This is a genomic window from Pseudoalteromonas sp. CR1 (assembly GCF_019392235.1).
Lineage (GTDB): Bacteria > Pseudomonadota > Gammaproteobacteria > Enterobacterales > Alteromonadaceae > Pseudoalteromonas.
Window position 1 is genome coordinate 83424 of sequence record NZ_JAHXRM010000006.1, and the last position, 19141, is coordinate 102564.

Annotated in this window: 19 protein-coding genes; 10 read left to right on the forward strand and 9 right to left on the reverse strand. The window is 40.6% G+C overall.

Annotated features, from left to right (window positions below):
• Positions 1 to 7: 7 nt before the first annotated feature.
• Genes KZZ04_RS07465 through KZZ04_RS07490 form a run of 6 tightly spaced genes read right to left on the reverse strand, consistent with a single transcriptional unit; the run spans position 8 to position 5511 of the window.
• A complete protein-coding gene (locus tag KZZ04_RS07465; protein ID WP_058552435.1) occupies positions 8 to 1102 on the reverse strand; it encodes a sorbosone dehydrogenase family protein in 1095 nt (364 codons plus the stop codon).
• Between the two features lie 29 nt (positions 1103 to 1131).
• On the reverse strand, positions 1132 to 3021 hold the full coding sequence (gene parE / locus KZZ04_RS07470) for a DNA topoisomerase IV subunit B (RefSeq protein WP_058552436.1): 1890 nt from the start codon (positions 3019 to 3021) through the stop codon (positions 1132 to 1134).
• A gap of 42 nt (positions 3022 to 3063) precedes the next feature.
• On the reverse strand, positions 3064 to 3624 hold the full coding sequence (locus KZZ04_RS07475; protein ID WP_219422295.1) for a YqiA/YcfP family alpha/beta fold hydrolase: 561 nt from the start codon (positions 3622 to 3624) through the stop codon (positions 3064 to 3066).
• Positions 3609 to 4394 (reverse strand): metallophosphoesterase, encoded by a 786-nt coding sequence (locus KZZ04_RS07480; RefSeq protein WP_219422296.1) that lies wholly within the window; start codon positions 4392 to 4394, stop codon positions 3609 to 3611. The genes KZZ04_RS07475 and KZZ04_RS07480 overlap by 16 nt, the downstream gene beginning before the upstream one ends.
• Positions 4381 to 4839, reverse strand: a complete 459-nt coding sequence (locus KZZ04_RS07485) for a DUF1249 domain-containing protein (protein ID WP_058405839.1) — start codon at positions 4837 to 4839, stop codon at positions 4381 to 4383. The genes KZZ04_RS07480 and KZZ04_RS07485 overlap by 14 nt, the downstream gene beginning before the upstream one ends.
• A gap of 33 nt (positions 4840 to 4872) precedes the next feature.
• Positions 4873 to 5511, reverse strand: coding sequence for an NUDIX domain-containing protein (locus tag KZZ04_RS07490; protein WP_219422297.1), 639 nt, complete (start codon positions 5509 to 5511; stop codon positions 4873 to 4875).
• A gap of 151 nt (positions 5512 to 5662) precedes the next feature.
• On the opposite strand from KZZ04_RS07490, the gene tolC reads away from it, so the two are divergent.
• From tolC to KZZ04_RS07505, 3 genes are all read left to right on the forward strand, one after another.
• A complete protein-coding gene (tolC, locus tag KZZ04_RS07495) occupies positions 5663 to 7018 on the forward strand; it encodes an outer membrane channel protein TolC (protein ID WP_219422298.1) in 1356 nt (451 codons plus the stop codon).
• A 99-nt stretch (positions 7019 to 7117) separates the two neighbouring features.
• Complete coding sequence (gene lpxL, locus KZZ04_RS07500; protein WP_219422299.1) at positions 7118 to 8044, forward strand: LpxL/LpxP family Kdo(2)-lipid IV(A) lauroyl/palmitoleoyl acyltransferase; 927 nt, start codon at positions 7118 to 7120, stop codon at positions 8042 to 8044.
• Between the two features lie 44 nt (positions 8045 to 8088).
• Positions 8089 to 8661: a toxin co-regulated pilus biosynthesis Q family protein gene (locus tag KZZ04_RS07505; protein WP_058405835.1), complete on the forward strand. Its 573-nt coding sequence runs from the start codon at positions 8089 to 8091 to the stop codon at positions 8659 to 8661.
• Between the two features lie 100 nt (positions 8662 to 8761).
• Here KZZ04_RS07505 and glnE read toward each other — a convergent pair whose 3' ends face one another.
• Positions 8762 to 11557 (reverse strand): bifunctional [glutamate--ammonia ligase]-adenylyl-L-tyrosine phosphorylase/[glutamate--ammonia-ligase] adenylyltransferase, encoded by a 2796-nt coding sequence (gene glnE, locus KZZ04_RS07510; RefSeq protein WP_219422300.1) that lies wholly within the window; start codon positions 11555 to 11557, stop codon positions 8762 to 8764.
• A gap of 77 nt (positions 11558 to 11634) precedes the next feature.
• Between glnE and KZZ04_RS07515 the strand changes: the two genes are divergently transcribed.
• The 6 genes from KZZ04_RS07515 to ruvX all read left to right on the forward strand — a co-directional run bounded on the left by KZZ04_RS07515 (position 11635) and on the right by ruvX (position 16173).
• Entirely contained in the window at positions 11635 to 12528 is an 894-nt protein-coding gene (locus KZZ04_RS07515; protein ID WP_058405833.1) for a hypothetical protein, read from the forward strand.
• A gap of 73 nt (positions 12529 to 12601) precedes the next feature.
• Positions 12602 to 13078 (forward strand): hypothetical protein, encoded by a 477-nt coding sequence (locus tag KZZ04_RS07520; RefSeq protein ID WP_058405832.1) that lies wholly within the window; start codon positions 12602 to 12604, stop codon positions 13076 to 13078.
• A 74-nt stretch (positions 13079 to 13152) separates the two neighbouring features.
• Entirely contained in the window at positions 13153 to 13887 is a 735-nt protein-coding gene (gene rsmE, locus KZZ04_RS07525) for a 16S rRNA (uracil(1498)-N(3))-methyltransferase (RefSeq protein WP_219422301.1), read from the forward strand.
• A 76-nt stretch (positions 13888 to 13963) separates the two neighbouring features.
• Positions 13964 to 14914, forward strand: coding sequence for a glutathione synthase (gene gshB / locus KZZ04_RS07530; RefSeq protein ID WP_219422302.1), 951 nt, complete (start codon positions 13964 to 13966; stop codon positions 14912 to 14914).
• 124 nt (positions 14915 to 15038) lie between these two features.
• Positions 15039 to 15596 (forward strand): YqgE/AlgH family protein, encoded by a 558-nt coding sequence (locus tag KZZ04_RS07535; RefSeq protein ID WP_058552448.1) that lies wholly within the window; start codon positions 15039 to 15041, stop codon positions 15594 to 15596.
• 127 nt (positions 15597 to 15723) lie between these two features.
• The gene (gene ruvX / locus KZZ04_RS07540) at positions 15724 to 16173 is read left to right on the forward strand and encodes a Holliday junction resolvase RuvX (protein WP_058405828.1); all 450 of its coding nucleotides are present in this window, start codon (positions 15724 to 15726) and stop codon (positions 16171 to 16173) included.
• Between the two features lie 70 nt (positions 16174 to 16243).
• Here the strand turns inward: ruvX and KZZ04_RS07545 are convergent, their stop codons facing one another.
• Both KZZ04_RS07545 and KZZ04_RS07550 read right to left on the reverse strand, forming a co-directional pair.
• Positions 16244 to 17374 carry a PilT/PilU family type 4a pilus ATPase gene (locus KZZ04_RS07545; RefSeq protein ID WP_219422303.1) on the reverse strand — a complete coding sequence of 377 codons (1131 nt, stop codon included), beginning with the start codon at positions 17372 to 17374 and terminating at the stop codon, positions 16244 to 16246.
• A 9-nt stretch (positions 17375 to 17383) separates the two neighbouring features.
• Positions 17384 to 18424, reverse strand: a complete 1041-nt coding sequence (locus KZZ04_RS07550; protein WP_006793191.1) for a type IV pilus twitching motility protein PilT — start codon at positions 18422 to 18424, stop codon at positions 17384 to 17386.
• Between the two features lie 2 nt (positions 18425 to 18426).
• Between KZZ04_RS07550 and KZZ04_RS07555 the strand changes: the two genes are divergently transcribed.
• On the forward strand, positions 18427 to 19140 hold the full coding sequence (locus tag KZZ04_RS07555; RefSeq protein ID WP_058405827.1) for a YggS family pyridoxal phosphate-dependent enzyme: 714 nt from the start codon (positions 18427 to 18429) through the stop codon (positions 19138 to 19140).
• Position 19141 lies beyond the last annotated feature (1 nt).

Genomic DNA, 19141 nt, shown 5'->3' on the forward strand with positions numbered 1-19141 from the left:
AGCTTACCTAGTTTTTCTTATAGCTTACGCGGTAGATTACATTGGCGTAATCGTCACTTACTAACAGACTGCCGTCACCTAACTCTGCAAATGCAACTGGGCGTCCAAATGTTGTTTCGTCTTTCATAAAGCCGGTAATAAACGGTGTGTATTTAGTCACACGGCCTTGCTCTATGTTTGCTACAGCGACTTTGTAGCCTGCTTTTTTACTACGATTCCACGACCCGTGCTCGGCAACAAACAATTGCTCTTTATAGCTTGCTGGAAATTGTTTTGCATTGTAAAAATGAATACCTAATGGGGCAACATGGGCAGGGAGTGCCAGCGCAGGAGAAGTGTAATCAGCAATATTTTTACCTTCACCAAATTCAGGATCAACAATTGCGCCGGCGTGAATATAAGGAAAACCAAAATGCTCACCTTCAGTGCTAACGCGGTTTATTTCATCTGGTGGAATATCATCGCCCATCATGTCGCGGCCATTATCACTAAACCACAAAGCCTGAGTACTTGGATGAAAATCAAACCCAACCGAATTGCGAACACCTTGCGCTACAGTTTTAATTTGTTTGGTTTCTACATTAAGTGAGAAAATACGACCGAAGCGCTCATCTTCAGCACAAATGTTACAGGGCACACCAACCGGAATGAGTAATTCCCCTGTGGGTGTAAAGCGTAAAAACTTCCAGCCATGGTGGCGCTCTGATGGAAGTGCACTGTAAATCACATCAAATTTTGGATCTTTTAATTGGGTATCAATATTTTTAAATCGAATTATACGGTGCACCTCAGCAACGTATAAATCCCCCTCTTTAATTGCGAGCCCTGATGGCATGTTTAAGCCACTCGCTACCACAATTTTTTTGTCTGCTACACCATCACTATTATGATCTATTAATGCATACACATTGCCCGCTTTACGAGAGCCCGCATAAACAATACCTTTTTTAGATACCGCAATTTGACGCGCATTTTCAACGTCATCTGCAAATAAGCTAAGTTCAAAACCAGGTGCTACAGTGAGCTTATCGAGTATATTTTTAGCCATAACAGGGGCACTTGTTATACACAGCAACAATACACTTGCTAGTAATTTATTCATTTGTATCTCCTAATGACAAACACCAGTAATTATACTTGCGCCTTATTACCATGATCTTCAAGCCATTGGCGTCTGTCTGGTGAACGTTTTTTAGCAAGCAACATATCCATCATTTCCATAGTTTGTGCCTCTTCATCCAGTGTTAACTGAACTAAGCGTCGGGTGTTTGGATCCATGGTGGTTTCGCGAAGCTGCAGTGGGTTCATTTCACCCAATCCTTTAAATCGCTGTACGTTAACTTTACCGCGTTTTTTCTCTGCCTCAATACGCGCTAAGATGCTTGTTTTTTCCTCTTCATCAAGGGCGTAATATACCTCTTTACCAATATCGATTCTAAATAATGGCGGCATTGCTACGTATACATGACCCGTTTTTACTAACTGCGGAAAGTGACGAACAAACAAGGCGCACAGCAAAGTGGCAATATGAAGACCATCGGAGTCAGCATCGGCCAAAATACAAATTTTATTATAGCGTAGCCCACTCATGTCGGCTGAGTCGGGGTCGATACCTAACGCAACCGAGATATCATGCACCTCTTGTGATGCTAGTATTTGCCCAGACTCTACTTCCCACGTATTTAAAATTTTACCACGCAAAGGCATAATTGCCTGAAATTCACGGTCTCGGGCTTGTTTTGCCGAGCCACCAGCAGAGTCACCCTCTACTAAAAATAGTTCGGTGCGGTCGTTATCGGCGGCACTACAGTCGGTAAGTTTACCCGGTAATGCGGGGCCTGCTGTTACGCGTTTACGCACTACTTTTTTAGCGGCTTTTAAACGACTTTGTGCATTAGATATACACAGTTCAGCTAACAACTCTGCTGTATCTGTGTGTTCATTTAACCAAAGGCTAAATGCATCTTTTACAACGCCCGAAACAAGTGCCGCACACGTGCGTGATGATAGTTTTTCTTTTGTTTGGCCTGCAAACTGAGGGTCTTGCATTTTAACCGAAAGCACATAACTACAGCGCTCCCATATATCGTCTGGGGTAAGCTTTACACCACGAGGTAATAGGTTTCTAAATTCACAAAACTCTCGCATGGCTTCAAGTAAGCCTTGGCGTAAACCATTAACATGCGTGCCGCCTTGCGCAGTGGGGATTAAGTTTACGTAGCTTTCAGCGATAGATTCACCGCCCTCTGGCAGCCATACTACGGCCCAATCTACGCCTTCAATAGCGCTTTTAAACTCACCTACAAATGGGTCTTGTGGCAGCGTTTCAAAACCTTTAACCGCTTCAATTAAATAATCTTTTAAGCCGGTTTCGTAAAACCACTCTTGGGTTTCTTTTGTTTGTTTATTAACAAATTTGATACGCAAACCAGGGCAAAGTACCGCTTTAGCTTTCAATAAATGGTTAAGCTTGGTTATGGAGTAATTAGCAGAGTCAAAATAGCTGGCATCGGCCCAAAAGCGCACGGTAGTCCCGGTGTTGCGTTTACCAACAGTGCCTATAACGTTTAAATCCTCAACTTTATCACCGTTTTCAAACGCCATTCTATATTGCTGTGCATCGCGGCGAACGGTTACTTCTACACGTGTAGATAATGCATTTACAACCGAAATACCTACCCCGTGTAAACCACCTGAAAACTGGTAGTTTTTGTTTGAGAATTTACCACCGGCATGCAGCTTAGTAAAAATAAGCTCTATCCCAGGAATACCTTCTTCTGGGTGAATATCGATTGGCATACCACGGCCGTCATCACTGACTTCAAGCGAGTTGTCTTCGTGTAGAATTACGTCAATTTTAGTTGCATGACCCGCCATAGCCTCATCGACACTGTTATCGATAACCTCTTGGCCTAAATGGTTTGGACGTACAGTATCGGTGTACATCCCTGGGCGTCTTTTTACCGGATCTAATCCATTGAGTACCTCAATGGCTTCGGCGTTATAATTTTGATCACTCATAGTTTTTATCTTTATATTCGCTAAGGCTATGCTTAACTAGTTTTACGTGATTTTAAGAAAATCTACAATACTTGCAAAGGTTTGTTCAAAACCAAGGTAGCTATGATCGCCACCAAACTCGACCCTTTGTTTACATTGCGAATAATAATTTACTGCGTGCTGAAAATTTAAGACTTCATCACCTGTTTGCTGTAATAAATACAGCAATTCAGGGTGTTTTAAGTCATCCACAGCCAATGCTTTTAAAGCCGCTATGTGGCTGTTATTCAATTCATAATGATAATCTTGATACGGATTATAATTTAAACCAAGCAACGGCTTTAATAAACTGTATGGCGCAACCGCGGGATTTATAACCACTGCAGGAATTTGATAACGCTGCGATAAATACGTGGCAAAAAATCCACCTAATGAGCTTCCTAATAAAACAGTATTAGGTGTAAGTAATTGCTCAAGCGCTATGATGGCTTGTATGGGCTCATGGTTTAGGCACGGTACACAATAGTCAACGTCATAGTGTGACATAAGCTCGCCAAAGCGCACAGCTTTATATGATTTATCTGAGCTATTAAAACCATGAATATAGATTACCCGTTTAGCCATACTACTTCCATATCTGTGCTTATATTATCTTTTTTCGTGCTTATACATATCAGCCTGTATGCTGGCCCAAAGTCCTGCTGTATCCAATCAGGACTGTGTTTTTTAAACTGTACCGAGCTGGCAGGAGTCGCGTAGATGGGGAGCGTTCTAAATGTTTGCATGTATTCATTGTGAACATGGCCGTGAAACAAACCAAAAACGTTTTCGCTATTAACTAATATATTAAGTAATTGTGGCCCGTTTTCCAGCATGTGTTTGTCTAAGTAGCCATTAATGGGGAGTGGGTTATGGTGGCAAAATATTATTTTGGGGCTAGAAGATGCGATAAGGCGCTCGGTCATTTCATCCAAATGTAACTCAGTCACCCACCCTGCAGGGGTTGGCCCTTTTGAATTTATAAGTAATAACTCAACGCCATTTGCGACTATATGTTTAGCGCGATTTATTTGCCCACCACTCATTCTGTTGATTAACATGATGTCATCGTGATTACCCGGCACCCAAAAAACAGGGCACGTTAAATCGCTTTGCTCAATAAGCTCACTAAACAAAAAATAGGACTCTGCACTGTGATCTTGCGTAAGGTCGCCGCCAAATATTACAAAATCAAGGGATTGTTTAGCCATATGAGCCAGCGCATGTACAAAATAATGTGCGGTATTTACGCCAAAGTACTCACCCGTTTTATCAGAAAATAAATGGCAATCGGTAATGTGTGCTATGCGTAGCGACGATTTATCAATGCGATAAGGGTCATCAAACCAAGCCATTGTTTACATCCCAATTTAATGTTGCTTGTCCATGCTCTACACAGGCTACAAGCCAATCGTATAAAAATGCATTAAGTTGATATTTTTCATCTTTTTGATGCATTTTGGGATTAGGATAACCATAAGAAGGCTTAATGCGCTGATGATAATCGTGATGAATAATTTCAGCCACTTTAGCATCGTGATACAACCTAACCGTTAAATAAAGCGGTGCAATCCCTTTTAGCATGCCGCTTAGCTGCTTAATCGAAATATCCATGGTGTATTTTGCACTACCATCAACTTTAGTCGCAAACTCACTGCTGCCCAGCTTTACTTCTCGGCTGTTGCCAACCGTTCGCTCAGGCGGTAATAATTTTAAAAGTCGTAAGTAATTGTGCTCACAAAGCGTTAAATACTTTGGGAGGCTTTGGATATATCGATTTGTTGCTAATTGTACTGTCAAAATACCACCATTATACTGTTAGCCCATTTGCGGCTATGAAGAAGAGTCTGTCCACTTGTGTTTCATTTTTTCATGGTTAAGCGCAAGCCACTGCATACAAATAACCGTTGCGGCATTATCCATTTCACCGTTATTGAGGCGAGCGAGTGCATCATCAACGCTAAGTACGTGAGTTTTAATATCTTCACCCTCGGTTTCAAGGCCATACACACCAGATTCAACCTCACTTAAATCGGCTCGTGCAAGGTACAAATGTAGTCGCTCTGTTGTACCACCAGGGCTTGAAAGGTACGAAAGCATAAATTCAAGTTCTGTTAAATTAAGCCCAGCCTCTTCATACGCCTCTTTTTTTACTACCGATTCGTAATCGTCACTGCCATCAGTCATGCCAGCAATACATTCTAGCAGCCAGGGAGAATGCTTGCTTTTAATAGCCCCTATACGTATTTGTTCTATTAAAAGCACAGTATCTGACACCGGATCGTAAGGCAGCACGGCAATGGCGTCTCCACGCTCTAAAATCTCGCGACTAATAAGTTTTGATTTACCGCCCGCAAACAAGGCGTGTTCAAACTGATACAAATCAACCTGAAAAAAGCCTTTATACAAATTTTTGACCGGCTTTACGCTGACATCTCTATGCGTAAACTGAACAAGTTTTTTATCTGGCACGTAAGCATCCTCTACTTATGAAAAACTTTGAAGTACGTTAATATATTCTGTTACATTTCGACGCACTGTTTTACTCTTTTTATTTTTTGTTATTACGTAAAACAGGTTACCATGGTTTTAGTATAAAAATTGTCTAAGGACCGAACAACACATGAAAAAGAACATTCTTGCGGCGCTAGTTAGTTTATCATGCGCATTAGGCACAACAGCAGCAAACGCTGAAGATTTACTACAAGTTTTTGAAATTGCAACGGCCAACGATCCTACCGTTTTAAAAGCAAAAGCCCAAGCAGACGCACAATCTTACCAAGCAGACACTGCAATGGCTGCATTATTGCCGCAAATTGGTTTAACAATGGGTTACACAAAAACTGACTCAACCTCTTTTGAAAGTGTGACGGATTTATCAAACCAAGTTAAAGTCGAAAGCGACTCTGATCAGTTCACACGTGGCCTTAGCTTAAGCCAAACTTTGTTTGATTTAGGCGCATGGAACTCATTAGACATTGCAGACAAACAAGCCTTGCAAGCAAATGCTCAATACGATTCAGCTAAGCAAAATTTAATTGTTCGTGTTGCTGAAGGCTACTTTAATGTTTTAAGTGCGATTGATAACCTTGAATTTATTAAAACGGAAAAACGCGCCATCGAGCGCCAGCTTGAACAAACTAAACAACGCTATGCTGTTGGTTTAACGGCTATTACCGATGTACACGAAGCACAGGCACAGTTCGATAATTCAGTAGCACAAGAAATTATTGCTAATAACTCAGTAGAAACAGCGCGTGAGCAACTGCGTGAAATTACGGGTAAATACCACACAAAGTTAGACTTTTTAAATACAGAGACATTTTCTACAACTAAGCCAGCTCGAGACTCTAGCGATTTTTTAAATATTGCTAAAGATAAAAACATTAGCTTGCAAGTTGCTAAAGTAACGGTAGATATAGCGCAAGATCAAATTAAACTGGCAAGGGCGGGTCACTATCCAAAGCTAACCCTAAGCGCAAGTTATGGCGACTCTTTAACAGATACCGATATAAATGGCACAAGCCTAACTAGGCAACCACGTGCAGACTCTGCCTCAGTAGGGCTTAACTTTAGTCTCCCTCTATACTCTGGGGGTGCGACAGTTGCAGCTACCGATCAAGCACGTGCATTTTACGTTGCTGCTAGCCAAGATTACGAAGCCAATTACCGCGCAATTACCCGCACGGTTATTACGTCTTACAATCAAGTAGTGTCTGACATAGCAACCTACAAAGCATTAGAGCAAGCTGTTGTATCTGCCCAAAGTGCTTTAAAAGCAACAGAAGCGGGCTTTGAAGTAGGCACACGTACAATTGTTGATGTACTTGTAAGCACACAAAACCTATACAATGCTAAACGTAATCTTGCTGATGTACGTTATCGTTATGTGCTGTCTACTCTGCGCTTAAAGCAAGCAGCGGGTACACTTACAAGCAAAGATTTAGCAGCTATAAACCAAGGGTTAAAAGCAGCTTAAATTTCCAAAAATGGTTACCCAAAGCCAGCTACATGCTGGCTTTTTGTATTTTTCAGCGCTAAGCGTTAAACTAGCCTTTTTATAATTAGAGCAATTTTTGTGGTCACCTCATCTCCTTTTAAAGCATCTTTTTTAGGCCCTCGATACTGGCTAACGTGGATTGGCGTTTTTTTCTTATACCTAATTTCTTGGCTTCCGCAAAAACTTCAATTAGCCATGGGTAAATTACTTGGCCGTTTAGTTCATAAATACATGAAACGCCGCCGACACATCGCCGAAGTAAACATTAAACGTTGCTTTCCTGAAATGAGTGACGAAGATCAAAAAGCATTAGTGCTAAAAAATATGGAAAACACCGGCATTGCGATGATTGAAACCGGAATGGCATGGTGGTGGCCAAAGTGGCGTGCACAAAAAGCGTTAGGGTCTTTAAAAGGGCTTGAACACTTTGAGCGAGTGCAGCGCTCTGGCAAAGGGGTTTTATTATTAGTACCCCATGTTTTACACCTTGAAATGGCAGGCCGATTAATGGGATTAGGCTGCATGGGCATTGGTTTTTATCGCCCGCACAATAACCCGTTAATGGAATACTTTACGACTAATGGTCGCCTCCGCTCCAATGAATATTTGGTCGGTAAAAAAGACGTAAAAGGCTTACTAAAAGCATTAAAAAATAAAAAAGTGTGTTACTACTTACCCGATCAAGACTACGGCCGTAACCGCTGTGAATTTGTGCCTTTTTACGCTGTACAAGATACCGCAACTACAACTGGTACGCTGATGTTTGCTGGCAGTAAAAATTGCGAAACAATGAGCTTAATTACCCGCCGAGACGAAAATGGAAAGTACCATTTAGAAATTATCCCAGAGCTTGAAAACTTCCCAAGCGGTGATGACAAAGCCGATGTTACACGCGTAAACCAACGCATGGAGCTCTCAATTAATGCAGCGCCAGAGCAATATATGTGGCTTCACCGCCGCTTTAAAACACGACCTGATAAAAATACTCCTTCATTTTACAAGTAGTAATGGTATAACAATAATAAGAATAAATAAGGGTGGTCGTTGTAATGTGGTTTTGGATTAGATATTTGTCATTTGCGGTAATATTAATAGCGCTTGCGGCCTATTTTTTAATGGGAAATGTGCCTACATTGGATTTAAAAGAATCTAAAAATGCTGCTGCCGAAGGATTATCCCGCTTTTACGCCTCTATTCGAAATCAAGTTAAAAGCAACAAAGAACGCGATCAATACGTATTGAGTTTAAAAAAGCCAGATCAAACTGTCGATAGAGTTTTAGCTGAACGCACCCGCACTGTTACCCCCATGCCTGCAAGTTGGACAGGGAGTGTGGAGCCTAGACGCTTCGAAAACGGTTCAACATTAAAAGATGTTTTAATTGAGTACGCTAAAAGTGAAGGTATTGAGCTTTATTGGTACTTAAGTAAAGACTATGTCGTTAAAGACCATTTTAGGGTCGACAGTAATTTCACCTCAGCCCTGTACCAAGTGGGCAGAGCTATAAATGATGACTTTGAACACGAGGTCTATACCTACTTTTGTAATAAGCAAAGAGCGGCTGTTATAACTGAATTACCCTCTGAATATGTGCGCGCTAATTGTTTAAAACTCAATATTTGAGTCGTATAAAAAAATCACGCTTTTGCGTGATTTTTTATATCAGCACATCACTAAAACTTATTTGCTTACAAAGCGAATGAATATGATTAAAAAATCCATATCACTCCAGTTCAAAAACTGCTTTCCAAATTGCAGTTACATTCGTTATATCTTGTAAAAACTGTTCGCGTTCAACTAGCTTTCCTTGCTGATTTAAGCTTAATACGTGGTAGCACGAACGGTAGTCAATATACGCTTTAATTAATTGCTGCTTTTGCTCTTTTGTAATACTCCCTATTTTAGCAGCATCAGTCAGTATTCTTACATTGTCAGAAAATACACTTAGCTGCTCGTTATCATGTGCATTTTTAAGAACAAGGTATTGCGTAATAAATTCAATGTCGGCCATGCCACCCGCATCTTGCTTTAAATCAAATTGCTGGCTGTTGCCTTTAGCAAGGTGACCGCGCATTTTTTCTCGCATTTTAATGACATCATCTTTTAACATAGCCGTTTCACGCGACTGACAAAGTATATTTTTACGAATTTGTGAAAAGCGCTCGGCTAACTCATCTTGACCTAAAATAATACGTGCACGAACCAGCGCTTGATGCTCCCATGTCCACGCTTGTGTTTGTTGATAGTGATTAAAGCTCTCTAAATTAATAGCAAGTAACCCCGAGGCACCTTCAGGGCGAAGACGCGTGTCTAACTCATATAAAATACCCGATGCCGTTCGCGTATTAAATAAGTGCATTAAACGTTGGGCAAGCTTTAAATAAAACTGGCGTGAATCAATTGCTTTATCGCCACTGGTTTGACTCGAACCATCGTGATTATGCACAAACACAAGATCTAAATCTGAATCGTAGCCCACTTCAAAACCACCCGTTTTACCATAGGCAATAACAGCAAACCCTTTATGTTCGTGGTCGGTATTGGGCGGCATACCAAAGCGCTTTACTGTGTTGTGCCATGCAATATTTACCGCCTGCTCAACTATAGCTTCTGCCAATGCAGTTAAGTGATCGCTTACTTTCATTACATCAAGAACACCGGTTGCATCTGCTGCGGCAATACGTAATTGATGAGTTTGCTTAAATTGCCTCAACGACTCCATTTGTAGCTCTAAATCGTCGTGTTCTATTCGTAAAAAATACTGACGAATCTCGTCTTTATAGGCGCTTAATGGTGTTGGCTTATAAAGCACGGCAGGGTCAATTAACTCATCAAGTAAAATAGGATAGCGAGAAATATGTTCGCCAATCCACTTACTGTGGCAGCATAAAGAAACCAACTGCTTTAACGTGCCTGGGTTTTCATAGAGCAACTCTAAGTAAGCCGTGCGGGAAATAATTTTATTAAGAATTTGGCACACAGTACTAAATACGCTTGCACTGGCATTAAAGTCGCTCAGCTGTTTAAGCATGGCAGGCATGAGTTTGTCGAGTATTTCACGCCCTCTATTTCCTACTTTGACTTTAGACAAACGAAGCTTAAAGTCTTGTAAAGGAGCTTGCCATTCGTCTTTAGGCTCATTTAAAAAACTAACATCGCCATGATCCCACGCACTTATAAAGGCGCCTTCATTGGTATCTAGCGGCTCGGTCTCTTCCCCTATTACCTGTATAAACTCATTATGCACCTGCCCCATTACCCGCTCTATGTCGTTTACTAAGGCAGCAAAGTCTGGCTTTGCTAATAAGTAATTTAATCGCTGCTGGTTTATGTCATCATCTGGCAGAGTTTGCGTTTGTTGATCGTCAAATATTTGCAGGTATTGCTCTACTTTTCGTAAATAAAGATAATTACTTTTTAACTCTTTTGCTTCGCTATCATCAATAACTTGGTTTAACGCTAATTGGTTTAACGCATTGAGTAACGATTGCGTTTGTAAATTAGCCTCTCGCCCACCGCGCACCATTTGCAGTGCTTGAACAATAAATTCAACTTCTCGAATCCCGCCAGCCCCCAATTTTATATTATTGGTTAAACGTTTACGGCGGACTTCTTGCGCAATCATAAGTTTCATTTTACGAAGCGATTCAATCACCGAAAAATCAATATAGCGCCGGTATACAAAAGGTTTAAGTAATTGATTAAATTCATCCCAGTAATGATTAGGCGTACCAATTAAACGGCTTTTGAGCATGGCATAACGCTCCCAATCACGCCCTTGCTCTTGGTAATAATCTTCAATGGCGTTAAAACTCATGACCAGCGGGCCACTTTCACCAAACGGTCTAAGGCGCATATCGACCCTAAATACCTGTCCATCCCCTGTGGTTTGATTAAGTGCAGCTATTAGCTTTTGGGCTACTTTTGTGTAAAACACCTGCGCCTCGATACTTTTTCGGCCGCCTTGAGTTTTAACACTGCGAGGGTATGCAAAAATAAGGTCGATATCGGAAGAATAGTTAAGTTCTTTACCGCCTAACTTGCCCATACCAAGCACCATTAAAGGCAAAGCGTGTCCTTGCTCATCTAAAGGCTCACCATTGAGTGCGGCTACTTGCGCGTGCGCCCATTCGTTAGCGCTTTGGATTAATTTATCTGCAAGTAGGCTAATATATTCAATGCTATCTGCAATCGGGTTGTTACAACATAAATCTAGAAAAGCGACTTTTAGCCAGTATTTTTCACGATATTTACGAAGTATCTGATGACATTGTGCTTCGTTTATATCTGACAATGTTAAGTTTTCAAAGGGAGAAGGTATGTCTCTGCTTTTAATTTCTGCTTCGCATAGTAACCCGCTTTTTAAATCAGGCTGCGACTGAATACAGCGCCAAGCAAAGTCGCTTAACGCTAATAACCTTACAACTTCATTTTCTATCGTGTGCTGCGGGTAAAGCTGTTCATAACGCTGCAGGCCAAGTTTTTGTAATTGAATAGGAAGTTGTATTACGTTACTCATCAATCCTCTCTTTTATATCATCAGTAACCGTACTAGAATGATTAAAACCTTAAAGGTTAACTCTAATTAGGATAACCATGTCATATTTATCTTTATCTAACACTAGTTTTGTTGCGATTACTATTAGTTTTGCTGTTATTTGCTTAACTATTTTTTTATTAAGAATAATAACTCAAATTAAATTAAAACAAGCGCTTAAAGATGAATTAGCCCAGCATGATAACTTTGCTATGGGGATCAACTTTGCATCAGAGATTTCGGTTGTTATTGCAACCATTGCCTTTTTGTTTGATGAAATAAGTGTCAACACCGCACAGTCCAATCCACTTAAAGTGGCTGTATTAATTGTACTGTTATTTTCATTTATAAAAGTGGGACACTTAATTCACCGAAAATGGATATTGCATCGCTTTAATGAAGAAGCCGCTATTTTAAAACAAAATGTATGCGCCGCATTGGTTGATTCAGGCATGTTAATAGCTAACTTTATTATGACACTCGGTATTTATACATGGACCCACACTCAAGGTTTTAGTAACTTATTAATCGCGTTAGTTAGCTTTTTTTTACTGCAAGGAATGTTTGCACTTGATAGTAAAATTCGTGAACATCGCTTTGCAAAAGCCAATCAAGGTGCGTCTTTACAAAGTAATTTTAATTTAGAAAACACCTCAATTGGTATTCGATATGCTGGTAAATCAATTGGTTTAGCACTTGCGTCCTATGCGGGTTTATCAAGTGCAACGTTTCAAAACGGTAAAATGGTTGAAAACCTGTTTACACTGGTAATGCATTGCGGTGTAATGTGGATACTCTTATATGCATTAACATTTGTTGTAAAAAAAATATCGCTACCTAATATTGATGCTGCACTTGAAGTTGATCACCAAGACAACATAGGTATAGCGTGTATTGAATTTGCCGTTTTTTGTGCAATAGGCTATTTACTAATTAGCATGTTTTCTATTTAACATTAAAAATGTTTCGCTTGGGCTTACACTAAACCTGCTTACATAACACTTTGCTTAATTGCACTGGGACATTATGCCATTTGAAGTTACTAACTATCTATTAATTGATATAGATAACGAGTTTAGCAGAGCGTTTGCTGGTCACTATTTTGATAGTGCAAAGCGAGGTGCCCCTAGCACCCTAGTAATTGCAGGGGCCAACACCCGCCAGTTAGTTAAAATGATGTTTGATGAACTCATTAAAGACTACTGCTATTGCGATTTTGAAAACGAAATTAGCGTTTCGGAACTTGCCAGCTACTTGCATGAGCATCACGATATACAGGGCGTATTGTTTAATCAAACAGATTATTTACTGGCTGATGAAAAACAACGATTTATTTATAACTCATTGCATGACAAACGTTTTTTAGTCACTCAAGATGAAAGCGGTTTTGCCTTTAGCCCTGTAACAGACGAAGGTTTTTCAAATCACTTATCTTGTCATACCGACATAGCCGATACCTCTGTTGATATAATTGAGTTAACAGAATTACTTAATAAACAATAAATAATTGCACCTAGCTCGCAGCTTACTTACCATAGCGATATATAACTTTATCGCCAACTTATAAGTGAAAGCACATGCGAGTTCCTCATATTTACCAAGCGTCTTCTATTACACTTAACACTCCCGTGTCACTCGATGACGATGCAGCTGGCCACATAGGCAGAGTACTTCGTATGAAAGTAGGCGAGCATGTGTCTATTTTTAACGGTGAAGGCGGTGAATACCTCAGTGAAATTATTGAAGTAAGTAAAAAAAATGTGGTGGTTATGCCGCAGCAATTTAATCCTCACGATGTTGAATCACCATTAAAAATTCATTTGGGTCAATGTGTATCGCGTGGTGACAAAATGGATTTTACAATTCAAAAGTCAGTTGAGCTAGGTATCACTGAAATCACCCCTATTTTTAGTCAGCGCTGTGGTGTAAAACTCATTGGCGACCGCCTTGCTAAAAAGCATCAACAATGGCAAAAAATAGCGATTGCAGCAGCCGAACAATCGGGGCGTAATTATGTGCCGGTTGTTCACCCTCCTATAAACATAAAGCAGTGGCTTGAGAAATCAACCAACGCAATAAAACTCACGCTTCACCCTCGCGCAGAACACAGCATTAAAACCATTACAGTACCTAAGGATGGCGTTCGTTTTTTAGTTGGCCCAGAAGGCGGCTTTACTGACGAAGAAATAGCACAAACTAAACGGCAAGAATTTGTTGATATTCGTTTAGGCCCACGTGTTTTGCGAACTGAAACCGCCGCTTTAACGGTCTTAAGTGCATTACAGCTGCAATTTGGCGATTTAGCTAATTGAAATAGCTAAAAACACCCTCATATCAAAGCTATTAGTAAACTCTAGTAGCAATTACACATAGATTAAGGCACAGCGCATGGCAATTAAATTAGGTATTATTTCAGATCCTATTAGTGGGTTTAACATTAAAAAAGACACCGGTTTTGCAATGATGATGCAGGCGCAAGCGCGTGGCTACGAAATTTACTACATGGAGATGAATGATTTATCACTTCGTAAAGGTAAGTCGTACGCCACCGCAGCAAAAGCGCGTGTATTCAACAACCAAGAAAAATGGTACGAGCTGGAAGAAAAAACCACCATTGCACTTGCCGATCTTGACGTAATTTTAATGCGTAAAGATCCACCGTTTGACACGGAGTACATTTACGCAACGTACCTTTTAGAACGCGCTGAAGATGAAGGCACGTTAATTATCAATAAACCACAAAGCTTACGTGATGCTAACGAAAAGCTATTTACTGCATGGTTTAGCGAACACACGCCAGATACCTTAGTTACGCGCAGCCAAAAACAAATTCGTGAATTTTTAGCACAGCACAAAGACATTATTTTAAAGCCACTAGATGGTATGGGCGGCGCTTCAATTTTCCGTGTTAAAGATGATGATGCAAACATAGGTGTTATTTGCGAAACCCTAACCGAGCATGGCAGCCGCTTTGCGATGGTGCAAAATTATGTGCCAGAGATCACACAAGGCGATAAACGCGTATTGGTTGTTGATGGCGAGGTCATTCCATACTGTTTAGCGCGTATTCCACAAAATGGTGAAACGCGTGGAAACCTTGCTGCAGGCGGTCGTGGTGAAGCGCGTCCACTTAGCGAATCAGATCTAAAAATTGCACAAGCGGTTGCACCTACACTTAAAGAAAAAGGGTTAGTGTTTGTAGGATTAGATATTATAGGCGACAAGCTCACCGAAATTAACGTAACGGCCCCCACTTGCGTACGTGAAATTGAAGCCGCTTATGATATATCTATTACCGGTATTTTATTTGACGCAATTGAACGCAAGCTCGCTAAATAAACACCACAAGAAAGTCCATTAATATAAGTATTTCATGCCATTAATGGACTTTTTATACGCTATGTATATATCTATGCCATACTCAAAGTTCAAATAGTATTCATAAACTAAAAGGGTGAAATCTATGCAATCATTAGAAAATCATTTTTTAATCGCAATGCCGTCGATGCAAGACCCTTTTTTTAAACGTGCCGTTACCTATATTTGTGAGCACAATGAAGATGGGGCTATGGGGTTGGTAATCAACCAACCTATTGATGTTACCGTTGGTGAGCTTTTAGATAAAATAGAAATAGACAACGACAAAACCCAGCAAGCTGCAAAAGTGGCAGTATTTGCCGGTGGCCCAGTTAAAACTGACAGAGGATTTGTTCTTCACTCCCCAAAACTCGGGTATACCTCAAGTCAAAAACTAAGCAGTGACATTATGATCACAACCTCTAAAGATGTGCTTGCAAGCTTAACGACGTCGCATGCCCCCGAGCAGTTTATCATCACCTTAGGGTATGCAGGTTGGGAACAGGGTCAATTAGAACAAGAACTGCTTGATAACAGTTGGCTTATAATAGAAGCTGACCCGGCTATTATTTTTAACACGCCCGCTGAAAAGCGATGGGAAAAAGCCGTTTCGATGCTTGGCTTTGATATAGGCCAACTCAGCCCTGAAGCTGGGCATGCGTAAATATACCCTCTCTAAATTAAGTTCATAATATAAATTCACTTGAAAATAGATACGCTATTACAAGTGAATTTTTTATGTAAACCTTTAACATAACGGCTTGAAAATCAGCCTAAGTAAAACATTATCAATGACAAAAAGAACATTTAAGCCACAAGGCGAACGCACAGTAATGGGGTTTGATTTTGGCACCAAAAGTATCGGTATTGCCGTGGGGCAAGAACTCACTGGCAGCGCATCAAGTCTCAAAGCAGTTAAAGCACAAGACGGTATTCCAAACTGGGATCATATCGCAGTGCAAGTAGACGAATGGCAGCCAGATTTAATGGTGGTCGGCTTACCGCTAAACATGGATGGCACTTCACAAGAGGTGACATTTAAAGCTAAAAAGTTCGCTAATAGATTACATAATCACTATGGCATTCCTGTGCAAACACAAGATGAACGCCTAACAACCGCAGATGCAAAAGCCCGTTTATTTGAGCAAGGTGGTTATAAAAATCTGGGTAAAGGAAATGTAGATAATATGTCTGCGGTAATTATTTTAGAAAGTTTTTTTGAATCATTTTACGGCGAGTAACACTGCAATTAGGGTTGTTAAATACTAAAAACGCGACTTAAAAGTCGCGTTTTTTAATGAAAATAACAAATTAGTTATCGTCATCTCCCATTCCATCGATGGTAACACCTTGTAAAAACCCTGCACCTTGTTGTTCGTTATTGCGCAGCTTAATCATCAAGCGTAAATCATTTGGTGAGTCAGCATGATGCAATGCGTCTGCATAGTTAATACGTTGCTGCCTGTATAACTCAAAAAGGGCTTGGTCAAAGGTTTGCATGCCCATGTCATTAGATTTAGCCATAGCCTCTTTAATGCCGCCAATATCGCCGTTTTTAATCAGCTCTGCCACCATCGGTGAGTTAAGCAATATTTCTATGGCGGCAACGCGGCCGTCACCATCAGAGGTGGGGATTAATTGTTGCGCTACAATGGCGCGTAAGTTAAGTGCTAAATCGTATTTTAGCTTGTCGTGTTTTTCTTTTGGCACCAAATGCATAATACGGTCGATTGCTTGGTTAGCATTGTTGGCATGCAGTGTAGCCACACATAAGTGACCCGTTTCAGCAAAACTTAATGCGTATTCCATGGTTTCTTGCGAACGTATTTCACCAATTAAAATAACATCAGGAGCTTGACGTAATGAGCTTTTAAGCGCTGACTCAAAACTATCTGTATCAAGGCCTACTTCGCGCTGGGTAATGATACTTTTACGGTGCTCATGAACAAACTCAATAGGATCTTCGATTGTTAAAATATGGCCCCGTTGATTTCGGTTTCTGTATCCAATTAAGGCGGCTAATGAGGTCGACTTACCGGTTCCTGTTCCACCAACAAACAAAACTAACCCACGCTTTGCCATAATGACGTCGGTGAGTGTAGAGGGTAAGCCCAAATCACTGACATCGGGGATCTGTGTCACAATTCGGCGAATAACCATACCCGCTCTATCGCGCTGCCAAAACGCTGAAATACGAAAGCGGCCTTCATCCGTTGCAATAGCAAAGTTACATTCTTTGGTAGCATGAAACTCTGCTTTTTGTTTTTCGCTCATCGCAGACTCAACCAACTGAAGAGACTCTTCGTCATTGAGTTTGTCGTCGCCTAAAGGAATTAATTCACCGTTTATTTTTGCACTCACAGGTAAACGGCTAGATACAAATAAATCAGAGCCTTTTTTCTCAATCATAGTGATTAAGTAACGGTTTAAAGATAAAGTCATGATAATTCCTTAACCACCAAATTGTGTTTTGTCTTGCGCTTTAGCTTGCGCTGCGGTGTTGGTAACAATGCCTCGGTTAACTAAATTTGTTAAACATTGATCCATTGTTTGCATTCCAATTGAGGCGCCAGTTTGAATAGACGAGTACATTTGTGCAATTTTGTCTTCACGAATTAAGTTACGTATGGCAGGTACACCTATCATAATTTCATGGGCTGCCACTCGCCCGCCACCAATTTTTTTAAGGAGTGTTTGCGAAATAACCGCTCGCAATGACTCTGACAACATAGAGCGTACCATTGCCTTTTCTTCACCAGGGAATACATCAATAATACGGTCAATAGTTTTAGGTGCTGAAGTTGTATGCAACGTACCAAACACTAAGTGACCAGTTTCCGCAGCGGTCATTGCTAAACGAATAGTTTCTAAATCACGAAGCTCACCCACTAATATAACATCCGGGTCTTCACGCAGAGCACTGCGTAATGCGTTTGAAAAACTGTGCGTATCGCGATGTACTTCACGTTGGTTGACTAGACTTAACTTGTTATCGTGAACAAATTCAATTGGATCTTCAATCGTTAAAATATGGTGATGTTTATTTTGATTTATGTAATCAACCATAGCCGCAAGTGTTGTTGATTTACCCGAACCCGTTGGCCCAGTAACAAGCACTAATCCGCGTGGGTTGTCAGATATTGTTTTAAAAATATCTGGCGCGCCTAAATCATCAAGTGTTAATACTTCACTGGGTATAGTACGAAATACTGCCGCAGGGCCGCGGTTTGAATTAAAGGCATTAACACGAAAACGCGCAAGATTGGGAACTTCAAACGAAAAATCCACTTCAAGGTTTTGCTCGTAGTCTTTGCGCTGAGTATCGTTCATAATATCGTAAACTAAACTGTTTACGTCTTTATCTGCAAGGGCTGGTATATTAATGCGGCGAACATCACCATCTACGCGTATCATAGGTGAAACACCCGACGATAAATGTAAATCGGATGCATTGTGTTGCACACTAAACGCTAATAATTCGGTAATATCCATTTATGACTCCACAACTGGCTGATAATTATATGGTTACAATAGCAGAACGACTCACTTGCGCCTATGCAAGAATTGCAAACGCAGCAAAAAATACACACAGAAGCAAAGATGAAATAACCTTGCTGGCGGTGTCTAAAACCAAACCTAGCGACGATATTGTTGCTGCCTATAATCATGGCCAACGCCAGTTTGGTGAGTCTTATGTTCAAGAGGCTGTAGATAAAATAGCTCAACTGCACTCATATAGCGATATCATTTGGCATTTCATTGGCCCTATTCAATCAAATAAAAGTGCTTTAGTAGCAGAAAATTTTGATTGGGTGCAAAGCGTTGATCGGATCAAAATAGCCAAGCGGCTTAATGCTCAGCGTCCAACCACTAAACAACCTCTGAATGTACTTATTCAAGTAAATATTAGCGCCGAGGAGGCTAAATCAGGTTGTCATCCCGATGACATAGCCAGTCTTGCTGAATTTATTAGCCAATGTGACCTGCTAATGTTGCGTGGTTTGATGGCTATTCCCGCAAAAAGTGACGACCCAAGTACGCAAATTCAATATTTTGAGCAATTACAAACTTGCTTTGATAAACTAAAGGCCCAATATCCACAGTTAGACACTCTATCTATGGGTATGAGTAATGACGTTGAAACCGCAATTAGTGCAGGCTCAACTATGGTGAGGATTGGAACCGACATTTTTGGAACACGAACTTAAA

Excerpts from the sequence above, each read along its gene's own strand:
- KZZ04_RS07465 (WP_058552435.1), bottom strand. The coding sequence starts at position 1,102 with ATGAATAAATTACTAGCAAGTGTATTGTTGCTGTGTATAACAAGTGCC.
- parE (WP_058552436.1), bottom strand. The coding sequence starts at position 3,021 with ATGAGTGATCAAAATTATAACGCCGAAGCCATTGAGGTACTCAATGGA.
- KZZ04_RS07475 (WP_219422295.1), bottom strand. The coding sequence starts at position 3,624 with ATGGCTAAACGGGTAATCTATATTCATGGTTTTAATAGCTCAGATAAA.
- KZZ04_RS07480 (WP_219422296.1), bottom strand. The coding sequence starts at position 4,394 with ATGGCTTGGTTTGATGACCCTTATCGCATTGATAAATCGTCGCTACGC.
- tolC (WP_219422298.1), top strand. The coding sequence starts at position 5,663 with ATGAAAAAGAACATTCTTGCGGCGCTAGTTAGTTTATCATGCGCATTA.
- KZZ04_RS07505 (WP_058405835.1), top strand. The coding sequence starts at position 8,089 with ATGTGGTTTTGGATTAGATATTTGTCATTTGCGGTAATATTAATAGCG.
- glnE (WP_219422300.1), bottom strand. The coding sequence starts at position 11,557 with ATGAGTAACGTAATACAACTTCCTATTCAATTACAAAAACTTGGCCTG.
- KZZ04_RS07515 (WP_058405833.1), top strand. The coding sequence starts at position 11,635 with ATGTCATATTTATCTTTATCTAACACTAGTTTTGTTGCGATTACTATT.
- KZZ04_RS07520 (WP_058405832.1), top strand. The coding sequence starts at position 12,602 with ATGCCATTTGAAGTTACTAACTATCTATTAATTGATATAGATAACGAG.
- rsmE (WP_219422301.1), top strand. The coding sequence starts at position 13,153 with ATGCGAGTTCCTCATATTTACCAAGCGTCTTCTATTACACTTAACACT.
- gshB (WP_219422302.1), top strand. The coding sequence starts at position 13,964 with ATGGCAATTAAATTAGGTATTATTTCAGATCCTATTAGTGGGTTTAAC.
- KZZ04_RS07535 (WP_058552448.1), top strand. The coding sequence starts at position 15,039 with ATGCAATCATTAGAAAATCATTTTTTAATCGCAATGCCGTCGATGCAA.
- ruvX (WP_058405828.1), top strand. The coding sequence starts at position 15,724 with ATGACAAAAAGAACATTTAAGCCACAAGGCGAACGCACAGTAATGGGG.
- KZZ04_RS07545 (WP_219422303.1), bottom strand. The coding sequence starts at position 17,374 with ATGACTTTATCTTTAAACCGTTACTTAATCACTATGATTGAGAAAAAA.
- KZZ04_RS07550 (WP_006793191.1), bottom strand. The coding sequence starts at position 18,424 with ATGGATATTACCGAATTATTAGCGTTTAGTGTGCAACACAATGCATCC.
- KZZ04_RS07555 (WP_058405827.1), top strand. The coding sequence starts at position 18,427 with ATGACTCCACAACTGGCTGATAATTATATGGTTACAATAGCAGAACGA.